The organism is Rickettsia endosymbiont of Gonocerus acuteangulatus, assembly GCF_964026435.1.
GTDB lineage: Bacteria > Pseudomonadota > Alphaproteobacteria > Rickettsiales > Rickettsiaceae > Rickettsia.
On record NZ_OZ032147.1, the window covers coordinates 1041329 to 1057819 of the forward strand.

Consider the following 16491-nt stretch of genomic DNA (forward strand, 5'->3'; position numbering starts at 1 on the left):
TTGTCCACGGGATCCAGAAAATAATAAAAAATACAAATATAAAAGCTCGATTCTCTCGTTTTTTTCTAGATCCCGTGGACAAGCCACGGGATGACACATTACTTAAAGCCCACTCCATCTTTTAATTAGATTAGTTTCGATATCGAAAAGGTCTAAAACTCTAGCGATAGAGTGGTTTATTATATCATCTATCTCTTTAGGTTTGCTATAAAAAGCCGGCATTGGTGGTGCTATAATTCCGCCATAATTTGCTACTTTCAGCATATTTTCAATATGTCCTGTATGCAAAGGTGTTTCGCGAGTCATTAAAACGAGTTTTCTTTTATCTTTTAATACTACTCCTGCTGCTCTAGTAATTAAATTATCTTCCATTGTATGAGCAACGCTAGCTAAAGTCCTCATACTGCATGGTGCTATTATCATGCCAGAAGTTTTAAACGAACCGCTTGCAATAGCAGCTCCTATAGCTTTATTACTATAATGATAATTTGCAAGAGCTTTTACCTTTTCTATAGAATATTCAGTTTCAGCTTTTATAGTAAGAGCGGCTCCATCTGAAATAATTAGATGAGTCTCTATATTTTGTTCTTTTAATACTTCAAGTAAATGGATACCATATATTGCCCCTGAAGCTCCAGAAATTGCTATAATAATTTTTTTCATCGATATTTTTACAATTTATTAGTTTAGTATATAATAAAAAAAATTATATAAAACAAATTATATATGCAAATAGCAAAGATATTATTACCAGCAGTAAAATTATTTCCTCTAGATTACTTAATAGCTGAAGATTTATCATTAAATATAGGTGATCTTGTTGTAGTACCTTTTAGAAACAAGGAATTAACCGGCATAGTATGGGAGTTTGCTAATATTCCTGAGATAAAGAAGCTAAAAACTATAAAAGAAAAAGTACCGCTAAATTTAACTATAACTTCAGAAGTTTTAGACTTAATTAAATGGATGAGTAATTACTATATGGCTGAGCTTGGTAGTATAGCTAAATTAGTATTACCAGTAGATATAGCCGAAAAGCCAATTAAAGTTAAAGAACAGAAAATAAATAATAATTTTACGTTGCCTGATTTATCAGAAGAGCAAAAACAGGCGTTACAAATGTTAAACGATAGTAATAAACCAATTCTTATTAAAGGTGTTACTGGTTCAGGTAAAACAGAAGTTTATTTTCATCTAATAGCAGAATATTTAGCGAAAGGTAAGCAAGCACTTGTGATGCTTCCAGAAATAGCACTAAGCACGCAAATTATTAATCGTTTTAAGGAGCGTTTTGGGTTTGATCCTATAATATGGAATTCAAGCGTTACAAAAGCTCAAAAGAAAATGATTCTAAGAGGCATATTAGAGGATAAAGTTAAGATAGTAATTGGGGCTAGGAGTAGCTTATTTTTGCCTTTTAAAAAACTTGGATTAATAGTTATTGATGAAGAGCATGACGATTCTTATAAACAAGATGATGGTGTATTATATAATGCAAGAGATACTGCTATAGTTAGAAGTACATTTGATAAAGCACAAATAGTTTTATGTTCGGCAACGCCCTCTATTGAGACAATATATAATGCAAATATAGGAAAATATAGTTTAATTAGCTTAAGTAGTAGATATAAAAACGCTGTTTTACCAAATATTGAAATGATTGACATGACAAAGGAGGAGTTACCTAAAAATTGTTATTTGTCTAATATTTTAATAAAAGCTATTAAAAAGAATCTAGAAAACAAAGAGCAAACGCTTTTATTTCTCAATAGAAGAGGTTATGCCCCTTTAATGCTATGTAAATCTTGCGGTCATAGATTTACTTGTAAATATTGCTCTAGCTGGATGGTAGTGCATAAAAACTCCAAAAAGCTTGAATGTCATCATTGTGGTTATCAAAGTAAAATTTTTAACTCTTGCCCTGAATGCTTAGAAGATGAATCTTTAGCTATTTGCGGTCCTGGAATAGAACGTATAGAGGAAGAGGCAAAAACGCTTTTTCCAAATAGTAAAATTGCTGTGATAAGTAAGGATCATGTTAAAAATCCAGAAAAGATAGCTCAGCTTCTACATCAAATGGAAAATCTAGAAATTGATATATTAATAGGAACACAAATGATAACAAAAGGTTATCATTTTCCAAATCTTACTTTAGTTGGAGTAGTTGATGCTGATCTTGGAAGTAATCATGTTGATCTTAGATCAAGTGAGAGGGCTTTTCAGTTGCTTCATCAAGTAGGTGGTAGAGCAGGGCGAGGAAACTCTAAAGGTATGGTATATTTACAAAGCTATTATCCTGATAATATTATTTTTAGCTATATTAAAGATGAGCGAGAAGATAACTTTTTTGTCAACGAGTTAGAAGTAAGAAAAACTGCTGATATGCTGCCATTCTCGAAAATGGCATCAATAATTCTATCCGGTACAAATGAGCATAAGATTTTAGAAATTGCTAAGAATATGGTACGAATTGCTCCAGAAGCACAGGTGAAAATTTTAGGACCAGCAAGCTCGTTAATGTCAAAACTTGCTGGTAAATATCGCTTCCGAATACTTATTATTGCTGATAAAAAATTTAATCTGCAAAAATATTTAAAATTTTGGTTAGAGCAAGTTAAAATTCCATCCTTTTGTCATATAAAAATAGATGTCGACCCAAAAAGTTTTTATTAGCCTTTTTGTTGAACTTTGCTTTTAGATTTAGTTTTTTTAGGTTGGATCTTACTTTCTAAAAGTTTTTTTGCTGTATATTTTGCAGTTAAAGATCTAGTAGTACCTCGTACTTCTTCTTTAGCTTCTTTAGTATTTTGTTTAGCATTTTTTACTGCTTTCATATAGTAACGCACTTTCTGAAGTTCGTCAGTATATTCTTTATTACCTATATTTTTGATAGCTTTTAAACTGTGCTTTAAAACATTACCAATATTTTTCCAAAGAAGAGTTTTATCTGTTTTTGTAGGTTCTTCACACCATTTATCTAGTTCTTTTAGCTTTGCTTCTACTATAGGCAAAACAGTTAATTTTTGAGATTCTTTTATACTAGGATCTATATGATCTAATTTCCTGTTGTAAGTTTCAATGATATCAGTTACTTTTTCTTCAAATTCTTTATGATGTCTCGTCTGCTTTAAATTAGCTTTTACCTCTTCATCCGTTGATAATTCCTTAAGTGTAGAAATTATACCATGTAACCGCTGTTCTTGAATATCGGCAAAAGTTTTGTGTAAAGCATCTTGTTTTTCTTGCCTGTTTGCATTAATTTTATCTTCTTCCTTTTTAGGTTTTGCTTCAAAAAAATTTTTTATACCGTCTATTATACCCATAATAAATATCCTAAATAAATTTAACCATATTAAAATATAACTACTAATAGTTTATAGTTTTCAAATCTATTTTATCAAAATATAAAAATTTCTTTTTGTGGTGCGATATTTTTACTATGGGATATAAAGTTATTATAAATGATTTTGCTACCTATTTTCATCTATAGGTAATTTAGTAGGGTTAAATTTAATTCCTTGTTCATTGATATAATTAACAACGCTTTTTAAGTAATGTCCCAAATTAGCAGCATTTAAATAGGTGAATACTGGATCTTTAGCTACTAAATAAAAAGGTTTTGTTACTCCTGAGCTTCTAATACTATCTAGTCCTTCAAAATCCCATATACTTTCTCCTGGCCTTAGAAGCCATTTTAAAACATTTACTTCCCCCATATGCAGGCTTGTAATGAAGTTCTATATGGTCCAAAACGATCTCTAATATGTACATTATCAATTCCTTCAACAGGAGGTCCATCATTTATGCTAGGATCTAATGCGATTTCAGTATAAGCAGCATTAGTTTTTTTCATCAAAACTTACGCTATGAGTAAAAAAGTGATAAATTATTGTAAAAATAATTAAACATGTCAAAGAGGATAAAGTTGCAAGCAATACCAATTAATAGGACAGATTATTGTCAATTTTTAATAGTTAGCCAAAAGAATTATAGTTTAACCTACTACGCTGAACATGCAAAGAAATGTAGTCATGATGTTATTAATAGATTTTTAAGGAATGAAAAATATACACCTTCTTTGTTATGGGAACACATCAAGAATGATGTTATTTTTTCATCTAATGGATATACAATATTTGATGATACGGTTTTAAATAAAAGGAATACGAAGCAAATAGAAATTGCAAGATCGCAGTACAGTGGAGCTACAGGTAGAGTTACTAAAGGTATAGGAGTAGTGAGTCTGGTATATTATAACCCTGATATTAATAAGTTTTGGGTAATAGATTATCGAATTTTTGCACCTGATCATGATGGAGCAACAAAACTAGAACACCTATTAAACATGTTAAATAATGCTGTTTATAGCAAGAAGATTCCTTTTCAAACAGTACTTTTTGACACATGGTATTCTACACACAAAATTATGCAACATGTTGACTCTCTGGGGAAATATTATTATGCCCCTATTAAAGCCAATAGAAACGTTAGTAAAACGCACGATTCTAAACCTTATAAAGCTGTAAAAGAGTTGACATTTTCAGATGAAGAGATCAGGCATGGAGTAGAGATTCATATAAAAGGCTTTGCTAAAAATAAGCATGTTAATTTGTTTAAATTTACTGTTTCTACCAACAGAGTTGAGTATGTTGTTACCAATAACAAAACTCACAAATCTTCTAAAGCTGCACAAGATGAGTGTGGCTTTCGATGGGTAATTGAGAGCATGCACAGAGAAATTAAGCAACTTACTGGGATAGAACGTTGTCAATGCAGGAAACAGCGTATTCAACGTAATCATATTAGTTGGGCATTTTTAGTTTGGGCATTTCTCAAAAGGACTGCAAATACAATCGGTAAAACGGTTTACCAAATAAAGTTAGGGCTTTTAGATAAATATATGCAACAACAGCTGCGTTCTCCATCTTTACGATATTTAGAACCAAACATAGCGTAAGTTTTGTCATTAAATTTAATATTTGGTCTAACCTTTTTTCGTTTACCGGAGCATTTAGTATATAATCTAATCATCTAATACAATAACCACATATTTTGTTTTAACACTTTACAAGTGCTTTTAAAAAATTACTTGACCAGCCTTTAATTTGCGTCTCCAACTAAAATGTTAGTCACTCTTGGATAATCAAATTTTTCTTCATTACTCATCAAATAAATAGGTACATAACTATATTTATTATTTAAGCTAGACCAATATTTCTGAGTATTTATCATAAGAAGGCATTATTATTGATAAATCTTTAAAGTTATATAAGTTTTCTTCTTTTTTATTTATATTATTTGCATTTACAGGTAATATAATATTTACTACCACTAGAAAATTATAATTTTTTTTATCACAATATTTATTATATAAATTAATGAGACTTAATAATATGTAGATAATAATCAATATGTAAAGTTGACAAAATAAGAATGTTGAATAATCAAGAGAATTTATATGTACCCACTTATTAGACTTAGAAGAAATAGAAAAGCTGCTTGGCTTCGTGATTTAGTTGCTGAAACTACTCTTAGAGTAGAAGATTTGGTATTACCTTTATTTGTTGTGGAAGGGCATAATCAGAGACAAGAAATTAAAACTTTGCCAGGTATATATCGCCTGTCTATAGATCAGGTGATAGAAACGGCAAGAAAAGCAGCTGATCTTGGTATCAAAGCTATTGCTTTGTTTCCGTGTATTGATCAAAGTTTAAAAAACGAGAATGGTGACGAAGCTTATAATCTAGATAATTTAATGTGCCGTACTATAAGAAGTATTAAAAATGCTGGGATTGATATTGGAATAATATGTGATGTAGCACTTGATCCTTATACTACGCACGGGCATGATGGCATAATATATAATGGCGAAGTGGATAATGATAAATCAGTAAAAGCCTTATGCAACCAGGCTTTAACTCTTGCAAAAGCTGGTGTTGATATTGTTGCTCCTTCTGACATGATGGATGGTAGAATTATGGCTATAAGAGAGTATCTTGATAAGGAGCATTTTACCAATGTTGGGATTCTTGCCTATGCTGCTAAATATGCTTCAAGTTTTTACGGTTTATATCGTGATGCAGTCGGTAGTACTAAGAAAACTTATTTAGATAAGGCAAGTTATCAATTGGACATACGAAATATTAAAGAAGCAATGCTTGAGATTGAACATGATATAGCAGAGGGAGCTGATATGGTCATGGTTAAGCCTGGTATGATGTTTTTAGATGTTATTCGTGAAGCGGCTAATAACTTTAATACTAAAATCTTTGCTTATCAAATTACTGCAGAATATGCCATGTTAAAATTTGCAGCAAATGCCGGAGTTATAGATTTCGAAAAAGGTTTATTAGAATCATTAATTAGTTTTAAAAGAGCAGGGGCAAGCGGCATATTTACGTATGCTGCTCTTGAAGCAGCTGAACTATACCTTTGATACTTCAAGATTTGGCAAGCCAAATTTCGGGATACGTCTTTGCTCACGTAGTTTATCTACGTTCCGCAAACTCACCGCTTATTTGACTTACCAACTTTTGAAGTATTCGCGGTATACTTAAGAAATAAATTATTTTTAGAGAGGTAAAAATGGCTACAAGCAATAAACCATTACTAAAAAATAGAGTTGAAACTTTAGAGCCTGAATTAAGTTCAGATAAAAAATCAGCTTTTAAAAATTGGAAATTTTTAAAGCCTAAAAGTGGTGGTGCTAATGAAGCAGGGGAGTACGGTGGAGTATATCAAAGTGCGGATAGTAACATTACTGCAATGATAAAACAAGAAGCTTCATCATCAAAAAATATAGCTGAATTTTTAGGGTCTAAATTTTTTGCAGCAATAAGCCCTGGTAACGGTGCTGAAGTTAGTTTAATTGCTCCAGATGGTTTTAGCAAATCTAAAAATAGTGATTCACAAATATATGTTAAATCTGAATTCTTTAAGAATTACAGTAGTGATATGTATGTGGATATGGATAAACATATGTCTGCTGAAACTAAACCAAGTTCTTGGTTTAGAAAAGATGGGGGCAGACCGCTTTTTATGGGAGCCCGAAATAAATTATTTAGAACTTTAGAAAATGCTTTTAAAGAAGTTAAATATCAAAATTTTGAAAATATCATGCCGACAAGTTTGTTGATTGGTGATTTTGATATACATGTCGGAAATATAGGGGTTATTAGAGATGAGAAAAATCCAAAAATTTTACCTAAATTAGTAAGAATTGATTTTGCTGGTAGTTTTGATAAATTAACAAATCAAATTTATTCTCATTCAAGAATGAGGCATTTACCTGGCTTTGGTTCTACTAATCACTTTAGAGAATTTCCGTCTAAATTAAGAAGAAGTCCTGAACTTGGTGATAGTTTAATTGCAGCTTCCAAAATCAATTTAACCAAAACTATTAATGAAAGTTTTGATGAGCTAACTAAATATTATAGTGACGAAGCAATAGCAGGTTTTGCTAAACAAGCTATGCCAAGACGATTTAATAAATCTAAAAAAATAACCCCGCAGCAGGTTAAAGATAGCTTATTAGATGTAATGCTAAAAAGGCAGGAGTCTCTAAAAGAATATGGTCTTGAAATAAAGTTAACTAATGTAATTTCTAAAAAATACGATTACCCTTATTTTGAAATAAAAGAGCAAGAATTAAAATCGTTAATGAAAGAACATCCTAATTACTTTGAAAAAATTCTTAAAGGTGAAGAAGGAAAAATAGGAGGGAAAAAACTTAAATTACGAGACAAAGTTAGCTCTACCTTAAATAGAATTTTAGAAGCTTTAGGGATTAGACCTAGTGCAAAAAAACACTTAATAAAAACAATAAAAAGCTTAAATGAAGAAATTAATAATGAAAAAGATTTAATAGATTTTTCAAAAGAAATTGAGATAAAAAAAGTTAAAGCACCAACCACAACCAAAGTAAAAACTAAAGAAAAACCAAATTTATTAGATTTAAATGAAGAAGACCTAGAAGTAATTAAGCACTTAAAAGAAGAGGTTTTAAAACCAACAAAGCAAGATTCAAAATCAAAAACTGCTTCATGGCAAGGTACTGTTAAGGCTAAAAAATCAGGCAAAAGTAAAAATGAGCAAAGCCATAGTTAGATTAGATTTAAATGCGTCTAGAGGTATTTTTATAACTTTTTTTTATTTTATTGAAAGAAAAGGCTAGACGTTAACAAAAAGATTTGTTATAAGGAATTATCTGAATTTTCCAGATGCTCCTAATGTTCCTCGGTAGCTCAGTGGTAGAGCAAACGGCTGTTAACCGTTCGGTCGCTGGTTCGAGTCCGGCCCGGGGAGCCAGTGCCTATAATATGCTATTTCTTGCAGTTTATCAACCGGGAAAGCCCAGTTATAATCAAAGTTTTTGTCTCTCAAACTAGGTTCACAAATACAAAATTTAAAAACTCTCTTTTTTCTTTAATAATTCATCATACACACGAAAAAATAATAATAGAGTTTAAAATAACATATTAATAATTTGATTAACAAAAAAATAAAATATGTGTATAATACGCATTAATTAAAAATAAATCAATTATTAGAGAGATTAATATGTTTAATAAACTAAATCGCTGTACTCTTGCTTTAATGTTACTAACTAGTAGTATGTCATTTGCTGGACCTTTACTTACCAATGTAGTTGATCCTAACAAATTATATTATGATGATGATATTCGTAACGTGATAGAGAATCGTGTGGGCAATAATCCAAATGTATACATTGCACCGTTATATCCAATAGATGCTACAGATGAGTTTGTAGAACCAGCTGCTAAAGAAGTCTCTAATAATTTAAATAATGGTATAATATCTTTAATTTATAATGATCTTGGTGGTCATTGGACTGCATCAGTAATACGTAAAGATGCATCAGGAGCGGCTGCATTATATTACAACGATCCTAATGGCGGTCCATATACTTCTACATTATTACTTAAAGCAATAAGAGCTTTAAGACCTGATCTCCAGTTACGTGACTTACAAATACATCAACAAAGTGATGGTACTTCTTGTGGAGCATTTACTGCTGAAGATCTTGTAGTTTTAGCAGAGATGAACGGTGATGAGTTGACATTGGAATCAGCAAGAGCATTACTTTCTAATATAACAGATGCTCAAATGCTTCGTAACAAACACGCAGGTATCGCTACTCAAGAAAATAGAGAGCATGTTATTCAAGAAAATAGAGAGTATTTTGAAGATGAAAATGAAGAGTACGTTTTTAATTCGTCTAAAGATAAAAAATTTGTCGAGCAGTTAAATAAAGCATTACCAGGTAGTGATGCAGACAAATTTGGTAAGAGTCTTAATGAATTAAGTAATGAGAAAGTAAAAGAAGCTTTTTCTAAATTAACTGATCGTCCAAAAGAGCGAAATAGCGAAATTATACGTGTGGTGTTAAGACATGCATTAACAGATGCTCATAATTCTGCAATGAGTGCGATACATAGCAGGTTAAGTAATGGACCTTTAATAGTAGCAGCAGGTGATGATGATGTAGCTAATGATACATGGCAGCATGGCGTATGGGCTAGGGCATCAATTAGTCACAGCAAAGATAAAGCAAGTAATAAGACAGCAGAATATTTTAGTGGTTATAAAACAAAAGGACATAGTAGTACTATAGGTGTTGATACTTTAATAAACGATAATCTACTTCTTGGTTTAGCGTATACTAACGCTTACACAGGTATAAAGCCGCAAAATCAAAATGCAGGTAATGTAGACAAAGCCAGAACTAATATATTCTCATTATATAGTTCATATAATATACCAAATTATAATTGGTTTGTAGATGGTACTATATCGTATGCAGAAAGTGTTATAAGAGGTCAAAATGTACGTAATGGTAACGAAGTAGCATCAAGCAAATATAAATCACATTTATATAGCGGTAGCGTGTTTTTAGGATATAATTATCATACAAGTAATGACATCTATATTACACCAAGTTTAGGTATAACAGGTTCTTTAATTAAAGATTCTGGATATAAAGAAACTGGAACTAACTTTCAGAATTTAAATGTTGCGAAGAAACATTATAATAAATTAAGCAGCACATTAGGAGTTAGAACATTTAAGAATATAAATCAAGGTAAGTTAACTATAACACCTGAATTATATAGCTTTGTTAATTATTCTCTGAAAAATAAAACTCCTAGTGTTAATGCTCAGTTGCAAGGTATAGATGAAACTTTACCAACAATTAACTTTAAGAGTAATAAAGTAGATTATAATTTAGGTGTCGGTCTTTCATTAAAACATAATATGATGGAATATGGCATTAATTATACTGCTACTTTTGCTAAAAAGTACGAAGCACATTCAGGTAGTTTAAAAGTACAAGTAAATTTCTAATTTAATCCTATCTATTGCCAGGCGGTCTTCGACCGCTACGGCTCAATTTTCAATTTTTCCTTTGTCATCCTGTGAGGAAATTACGAAGTAATTGACAAAGCAATCCAGCTAAAAAATACTAATAATATTAGTATTTTTTATTATTTTCTGGATCTAGTTCCTAAGCAACTAGATGACCCCGAGGGCGTTTTTCTATCCACGCAGGCAATGCCGCCACGGCATGACAGGGGAAACTGATCCACGCCCCGCTTCCATATTTCTCTACTACTTATCTTGTTATTTTCTTATTTATTAGTTTTAATATTTTATTAAATACAATATGCTTACACAGTTAGTAGCTTTTAGCGGCTTTATTACATGGCTCTAAAAAAGTGCTCGATGTTATCTAGTTGCTTGTACCTGCAGAATCCAGAAAAGTGGAGAGGTGACAGCAAAAAAATCGAGCCATGCAACAAAGCCAAACAAGCAACTAAATGATAGTGAGCAATAAAAAAAGTTTATGGTAAAAGAACGTATTAATTCGCTAAGAAATTTATTTGAAGAGCATGGCATAGATGGTTATATAGTTCCGTCTAACGATAAATATATGAGCGAGTACGTACCTGAATATGCTAAAAGGCTTGAGTATATTACAGGTTTTACTGGTTCAAATGGTATGGCTGTTATATGCAAAGATATAGTGCTATTCTTTACTGATGGTAGATATTTAGAACAAGCACGTAAAGAACTTGATCTAGAACTGTTCAAAATTTTTGACTTAAAGGACATATCTAAATTTGCTTGGAAAGATTATTTAAGTAGAGCAGGGTATGATCCAGAGTTATTTACTTACCCTGCTATAACTAATCTACTGGATTCCGTGAATAAAACATGTGGTGACAATTTACAGAAAATCAAAGGCAATCTAATTGATAAAATTTGGCAAGATCAACCATTAGAACCAAATTCCCAAGTTTATTTACATGATATCCAGTTTGCAGGTGTCTCGCATATAGAGAAGATTAATAAATGCCGTAACACGTCATCCCGTGGTTTATCCACGGGATCCAGAAAAATAGATACCGAAGAATATGCTTTAATCATTCTAGATAGCTCTTCTATATGCTGGTTATTAAATATGCGGGCTAGCGATGTTGCTTATACGCCATTAATGTTCGCTAAAGTAATAATCACTCCTGAAAAGTTATATCTATTTATTAATCCTGCAAGAATCAGCCTTGAAATTATTAAAGAGCGTCCTGAAATAACGATTTTACCTGAAGAAAAATTTGAAAATATTTTAAGAGATCAGGATAATATTTTTATCGATGATAGCATAGCATCCATTCATATAATGGATTTGATAGAGGGTAAAAAAGTACATAAAATTAAAGATCCTTGCTTAATGCTTAAAGCCTGTAAAAATGAAGTAGAAATTAAGCATGCTATAAATTTCCATATCAAAGATGCAGTAGCTTTATGCGAGTTTTTTGCTGATTTGGAGGAAAGTACTCGTCATTGCGAGAAGACGCAAAGCATCGACGAAGCAATCTCAGGAGAATATGAGGAGATTGTTACGCAGTCTGCGACCGCTCGCAATGACGAAATATTAAACGAATATACTCTCGGTCTAAAACTTACTGAATATAGAGCCAAGCAGGAGAGCTATGTTTCGGATAGTTTTCCGGTTATTTGTGGTTTTAGAGAAAATAGTGCAATCATTCATTATAGAGCTGATGCTAAAACCGCTAAGAAGATTGAAAGGCAGGGGATATTGCTTATAGATTCAGGCGGTCAATATAAGGGTGCTACTACTGATATAACAAGAACAATTACGATAGGTACCGCTACCGATGAGCAGAAAAAGCGTTATACGCAGGTGCTTAAAGGGCATATTGCTTTAGCTAAAGCTAAATTCCCTAAAAATATCATTACGGGAGCAAATCTTGATATCTTAGCACGGCAATATTTATGGCAATACGAGCAGGATTATCCTCATGGTACAGGGCATGGGGTTGGAAGCTTCTTAAGCGTTCATGAGGGACCGCAAAGTATAAATCTCCGTAATAAAACGATTTTGCAAGCTGGTATGATTTTATCAAATGAACCAGGGTTTTATATTCCTAGGGAATATGGTATCAGGATTGAAAATTTAATATATATAAAAGAAAATAAAGGCTGGCTAGAGTTTGAAACTCTAAGTTTAGTGCCTTATGCTAAGAAATTGATTGATGTTAAATTGCTTAATAATGATGAAATAAATTATATAAAACATTATTATCAAAAAATTAAAACACAAATTCATCATTTATTATCCCCAGCTTCTCAGAAGTGGCTTGATAATGAAATAAATTTATTTTTATAGCTATTATTGTAATTGACGTTTCTACTATTTATTGGTATAAAGTCTATAACTAGGTCACATATTGGGTACTGAATTGTCATTGCGCGGAGCGAAGTGACGTGGCAATCTCATCAAGCAGTAGTATAGTAGTATAAGACTCCTGAGATTGCTTCGGCGAATTACTTTGTAATTCTTCTCGCAATGACGGGAATGACATCAATACAGCAAGCAAATTCATACATTGGGACGTCGCCAAGTGGTAAGGCAACGGTTTTTGGTATCGTCATCCGGAGGTTCGAATCCTCCCGTCCCAACCAACTAATTTCTAAGTTACTTATTTACATCTACCTTACCATTTAGATGAGGTGACAACGGTTTAATAGGACGAAATTTAATTTTATGTTCTTTCAGATAATCTTGTACATTTTAAATCTAATTGTTCTATAATCTATATTATGGAAAATAAAAACTTTAGCTAATTCTTTTGTTCCATTATTGCCGATTATGTATACTCCTACTTTTCCAACCTAAAAAAATTAATTTACTAAATTAAAAAGCTTATAAAATAGTAAATTATACGATTATTGTAATTTTCTTATCCATCATAATATACTCATTACTTCAATTTTTTCCTGAATTTAAAGTATAATTCTAGCTGTTTTAGTTTGGTGCATTCGATTGGATTTGAACCAACGACCTTTGCCTTCGGAGGGCAATACTCTATCCAGCTGAGCTACGAATGCATATTTATTTTTATACTGTAGTAATTAAGGTAAATCAAGAGGGTATGAAATATAAAAAAAGGATAAGATTGAAAACTTATCCTTTTTTATTGCTTATGCGTTATTATTATTGGTAGCGGTAGTGGTTTTTAATTTATCTTTTCCAGCTAAACATTTTACTAGATTATTAACAGCCTGTTGCTCATCTGTACTTTGAATTTTCATAAAATTTCTTGAAACTTCAATACACATACGTTGATGTTGAGTATGCACAGGTTGTGGCCTATTTGCCTCTTCTAATCCTTCGAAGAAATAATCAATATTTCTATCTAATGCTTCAGCAATTAATACAAGTCTTCCTACAGAAATTCTATTAATCGCTCTTTCGTATTTTTGTAATTGCTGATGGGTAACGTCAATTACTTCTGCAAGTTGTTGACGAGATAATCCTTTTGCTAGCCTTAAGGAATAGATTTTATTTCCTATAAAACTATCGATTTTTTGTATTATATCATTTTTTCTAGCCATTCTCTTCTCCTTGGTTATTTTATGCAAAACTTACGCTATGTTTGATATAATGCCCATGAATTAAGGGATATTATGAAGTGCTTCACTATAAAACATTGCTGTGTAATAAGAGTTTTTAGCATATTTGCTATAACATAGCGTAAGTTTTGTATATATTTATAATTATTTCAATAACTACTAATACTATAGTTATTAATAATTATATAATATTAAACTTATACAATTATTAGTGGAAATAATAACACATTTCAATATCATATACAACTAAAAAATAACATTTTTTAAGTTTTTTGTAATTATTTAGTAAATAATAATTAATTCTAAACTTTAATATTATTGAAATATTTGTAAAATAAAAAATATTCTTATTTAAAGACAAATTTAATTTATATATTAATATACTAGATTATTATATTAATACTAGATTATTATATTAAATTTGTAATAGAAGTATTATATATAAAATAAAATGTGTTTTTTTAGATTTAAATCTTTATAAGATTGTAACTTAATAAAAAAATAAAGTTCTGGGATATTATAGAAAAATATAAAATAAATGCAATGATAAATTTAATTTCCTTTGCAATATTTCAAATATTTCTTTATACAAGTAACATTTTAACTAATTTTGGAAATTGATTTTAATGAAAAAAATATTTAATTGTCTTTATGTTGCGTTATTTAAAACAATAGAGCATGACGGAGTCGAACATTCCGGATATATGTCATTTATGGTACTTTTATCTATTTTTCCTTTTTTAGTATTTTTACTAGCTCTAACAAGCTTTTTAGGAGCTTCGGAACTTGGGCAAAATTTTATACAAATTTTTTTAGAAAGTATGCCAGAACGAGCAACAGAATCAATTGAAAAAAGAATAAAAGAATTATTAAGTGTACCGCCGCAGAGTTTAATGAATCTTGCTGTTGTAGGTAGTGTTTGGACCGCTTCTTCCTTTGTAGAATGCCTAAGAACTATTTTAAATCGTGTATATGAGATTAAGTCCCCTCCCCCTTATATAAGAAGACGATTACTTAGTATTTTACAATTCCTTGTAATTAGTATTTTAATTACTTTCACCATGTTTCTTTTAGTATTTATTCCAATAGTTTTCACAAAAATTCCAGTATTATTAGAAGCTATAGAACAATATAAAAATATTTTAAATTTTATAAGATATGTTTTAATCTTAGTTTTATTATTTTTAGGGGCCTCCTCTTTATACTATATATTACCTAATGTAAAACTAAACTTCATAGATGTATTTCCAGGAGCTTTATTAACAGTAATATTATGGGTAATAAGCGGTTACTTACTTTCAACTTATATAGTTTACTATAACCAGCTAAATTTAATGTATGGATCTCTTGGTAGTATAATAGTTACACTGATATTTTTCTATATTATCAATATGATATTTATTTATGGTGCAGAATTTAATTATCTAATGAAGAATTATAACATAGTTAAGAAAAGAGTTGATGAAAAATAGTTATACGATTAGAGCGACTTAAGATTCTATTTCTACTTTTAGTTTTTCTATTTCCTCTATAGATAATTCAGTAATTTCATAAATTTCTTCTATAGATCTTTTTTTAATTAGCATTTTTTTGCTATTTCTATATTTCTTTCTTCTTTGCCCCTTTCTTCAGCTCTTTATAACGGCACTAGTTTCAATTCTAAGCCAATTCAAGCGATTCTCATATTCTTCTCTTTCTTCATCAGTTAGATTTATTACTTCAAGCACGTTTAATGCTTTCTTTAGCTCTTTACTATTTAATTCTTTCGGCAGCTTGTCTTTATTTAATAAGTCATTACGCGTTAGAAATGCAACCCATATATCTAATGCATTCTTTATTTTCTTTATTATATCTGACAACTCTTCCTTAGCATTATCAGCAAATTTATTAAGTTCTATTGTATGTAATTCTATATCTTCAAAATATTTAATACCACTTTCATTTTCTCGTAACTGAAATATATTATGATATTTATTAGTATTGATGCCAGTAAAGTTAAGGATATGAATTCCTATTGTTTTGTTCAATTCTGAATATCTAGAACCTTCTTTTAATTGCCCTGCATATAATTTTGCCCAATAGTTCAAAGCTCGCTTATCATAATCAGCTTCATCCGTTATCTGTATTTCGATATTAAACATTTTGCCGCTTTCACCTTTTGCTTTAATATCTAAAACAGAAAGTTTATCATTTAAAAAATTCTTTGGATTATATGGATTAAGAAGCGTTACTTCTTTTACTTGATCTTTTTCACTAACTATTGAATTAATAAGTGATATCAATAAATCCTTATTCTCTTCTACTCCGAAAATTTTTTTAAATGCTAAATCTACTCTTGGATTAACTTTATACATATTAATTATCGCTATTTTGGCTAAATTTTATAATATTACTTTAGCATATTTTGCGTTAAATATCAATGTTTGTATGGTAGGTAATCCCCCTACTTCTACTCTTACATTAGTATTGAGTAATTGAGCAAGATGGACATAAATATCTAATGTTTCAAGCTCATTTTTACTAAATTTATAAGGA

The 16491-nt window shown here is 30.5% G+C and carries 13 protein-coding genes, 3 tRNA genes and 1 pseudogene; 9 read left to right on the forward strand and 8 right to left on the reverse strand.

Translation table 11 applies throughout. The features are described 5' to 3' along the window. Positions 1-102: 102 nt before the first annotated feature. Positions 103-663 carry a UbiX family flavin prenyltransferase gene (locus tag AAGD55_RS06385; RefSeq protein WP_341790857.1) on the reverse strand — a complete coding sequence of 187 codons (561 nt, stop codon included), beginning with the start codon at positions 661-663 and terminating at the stop codon, positions 103-105. Positions 664-726: 63 nt separating this feature from the next. Between AAGD55_RS06385 and AAGD55_RS06390 the strand changes: the two genes are divergently transcribed. Further along, complete coding sequence (locus tag AAGD55_RS06390; protein ID WP_341790858.1) at positions 727-2673, forward strand: primosomal protein N'; 1947 nt, start codon at positions 727-729, stop codon at positions 2671-2673. On the opposite strand, the gene AAGD55_RS06395 is transcribed toward AAGD55_RS06390, so the two are convergent. From AAGD55_RS06395 to AAGD55_RS06405, 3 genes are all read right to left on the reverse strand, one after another. Further along, positions 2670-3323, reverse strand: a complete 654-nt coding sequence (locus tag AAGD55_RS06395) for a hypothetical protein (protein WP_341790859.1) — start codon at positions 3321-3323, stop codon at positions 2670-2672. The two genes, AAGD55_RS06390 and AAGD55_RS06395, sit on opposite strands and share 4 nt — an antisense overlap. A gap of 147 nt (positions 3324-3470) precedes the next feature. After that, complete coding sequence (locus AAGD55_RS06400) at positions 3471-3716, reverse strand: hypothetical protein (protein WP_341790860.1); 246 nt, start codon at positions 3714-3716, stop codon at positions 3471-3473. Continuing rightward, entirely contained in the window at positions 3704-3856 is a 153-nt protein-coding gene (locus AAGD55_RS06405) for a hypothetical protein (protein WP_341790861.1), read from the reverse strand. The genes AAGD55_RS06400 and AAGD55_RS06405 overlap by 13 nt, the downstream gene beginning before the upstream one ends. 51 nt (positions 3857-3907) lie before the next feature. On the opposite strand from AAGD55_RS06405, the gene AAGD55_RS06410 reads away from it, so the two are divergent. Together AAGD55_RS06410 and hemB are read left to right on the forward strand one after the other, a co-directional pair. Beyond that, positions 3908-4957, forward strand: a complete 1050-nt coding sequence (locus AAGD55_RS06410; protein WP_341790862.1) for a transposase — start codon at positions 3908-3910, stop codon at positions 4955-4957. A gap of 501 nt (positions 4958-5458) precedes the next feature. Then, complete coding sequence (hemB, locus tag AAGD55_RS06415; protein ID WP_341790863.1) at positions 5459-6436, forward strand: porphobilinogen synthase; 978 nt, start codon at positions 5459-5461, stop codon at positions 6434-6436. On the opposite strand, the pseudogene AAGD55_RS12390 reads toward hemB, so the two are convergent. Further along, positions 6428-6558: pseudogene (locus AAGD55_RS12390) on the reverse strand (palindromic element RPE5 domain-containing protein); the annotation flags it as partial. The gene hemB and the pseudogene AAGD55_RS12390 overlap by 9 nt on opposite strands. A 27-nt stretch (positions 6559-6585) precedes the next feature. Between AAGD55_RS12390 and AAGD55_RS06420 the strand changes: the two are divergent. From AAGD55_RS06420 to AAGD55_RS06440, 5 genes are all read left to right on the forward strand, one after another. After that, entirely contained in the window at positions 6586-8106 is a 1521-nt protein-coding gene (locus AAGD55_RS06420) for a hypothetical protein (RefSeq protein WP_341790864.1), read from the forward strand. 126 nt (positions 8107-8232) lie between these two features. After that, positions 8233-8307: transfer RNA gene (locus AAGD55_RS06425), tRNA-Asn, on the forward strand. Positions 8308-8613: 306 nt separating this feature from the next. Next, entirely contained in the window at positions 8614-10365 is a 1752-nt protein-coding gene (locus AAGD55_RS06430; RefSeq protein WP_341790865.1) for an autotransporter outer membrane beta-barrel domain-containing protein, read from the forward strand. A gap of 499 nt (positions 10366-10864) precedes the next feature. Further along, the gene (locus AAGD55_RS06435; RefSeq protein ID WP_341790866.1) at positions 10865-12709 is read left to right on the forward strand and encodes an aminopeptidase P family protein; all 1845 of its coding nucleotides are present in this window, start codon (positions 10865-10867) and stop codon (positions 12707-12709) included. A gap of 221 nt (positions 12710-12930) precedes the next feature. Next, a tRNA-Gln gene (locus AAGD55_RS06440) sits at positions 12931-13005 on the forward strand. Between the two features lie 349 nt (positions 13006-13354). Here the strand turns inward: AAGD55_RS06440 and AAGD55_RS06445 are convergent. Both AAGD55_RS06445 and AAGD55_RS06450 read right to left on the reverse strand, forming a co-directional pair. Next, a tRNA-Arg gene (locus AAGD55_RS06445) sits at positions 13355-13431 on the reverse strand. Positions 13432-13524: 93 nt separating this feature from the next. Beyond that, complete coding sequence (locus AAGD55_RS06450) at positions 13525-13938, reverse strand: helix-turn-helix transcriptional regulator (RefSeq protein WP_341790867.1); 414 nt, start codon at positions 13936-13938, stop codon at positions 13525-13527. Between the two features lie 644 nt (positions 13939-14582). Between AAGD55_RS06450 and AAGD55_RS06455 the strand changes: the two genes are divergently transcribed. Further along, on the forward strand, positions 14583-15428 hold the full coding sequence (locus AAGD55_RS06455) for a YihY/virulence factor BrkB family protein (protein ID WP_341790868.1): 846 nt from the start codon (positions 14583-14585) through the stop codon (positions 15426-15428). A 156-nt stretch (positions 15429-15584) separates the two neighbouring features. On the opposite strand, the gene AAGD55_RS06460 is transcribed toward AAGD55_RS06455, so the two are convergent. Beyond that, entirely contained in the window at positions 15585-16310 is a 726-nt protein-coding gene (locus tag AAGD55_RS06460; RefSeq protein WP_341790869.1) for an Rpn family recombination-promoting nuclease/putative transposase, read from the reverse strand. Positions 16311-16491 lie beyond the last annotated feature (181 nt).

Coding starts and splice junctions, on each gene's coding strand:
- AAGD55_RS06435 (WP_341790866.1), top strand. CDS start 10,865: ATGGTAAAAGAACGTATTAATTCGCTAAGAAATTTATTTGAAGAGCAT.
- AAGD55_RS06450 (WP_341790867.1), bottom strand. CDS start 13,938: ATGGCTAGAAAAAATGATATAATACAAAAAATCGATAGTTTTATAGGA.
- hemB (WP_341790863.1), top strand. CDS start 5,459: ATGTACCCACTTATTAGACTTAGAAGAAATAGAAAAGCTGCTTGGCTT.
- AAGD55_RS06385 (WP_341790857.1), bottom strand. CDS start 663: ATGAAAAAAATTATTATAGCAATTTCTGGAGCTTCAGGGGCAATATAT.
- AAGD55_RS06410 (WP_341790862.1), top strand. CDS start 3,908: ATGTCAAAGAGGATAAAGTTGCAAGCAATACCAATTAATAGGACAGAT.
- AAGD55_RS06390 (WP_341790858.1), top strand. CDS start 727: ATGCAAATAGCAAAGATATTATTACCAGCAGTAAAATTATTTCCTCTA.
- AAGD55_RS06420 (WP_341790864.1), top strand. CDS start 6,586: ATGGCTACAAGCAATAAACCATTACTAAAAAATAGAGTTGAAACTTTA.
- AAGD55_RS06395 (WP_341790859.1), bottom strand. CDS start 3,323: ATGGGTATAATAGACGGTATAAAAAATTTTTTTGAAGCAAAACCTAAA.
- AAGD55_RS06460 (WP_341790869.1), bottom strand. CDS start 16,310: ATGTATAAAGTTAATCCAAGAGTAGATTTAGCATTTAAAAAAATTTTC.
- AAGD55_RS06400 (WP_341790860.1), bottom strand. CDS start 3,716: ATGGGGGAAGTAAATGTTTTAAAATGGCTTCTAAGGCCAGGAGAAAGT.
- AAGD55_RS06430 (WP_341790865.1), top strand. CDS start 8,614: ATGTCATTTGCTGGACCTTTACTTACCAATGTAGTTGATCCTAACAAA.
- AAGD55_RS06455 (WP_341790868.1), top strand. CDS start 14,583: ATGAAAAAAATATTTAATTGTCTTTATGTTGCGTTATTTAAAACAATA.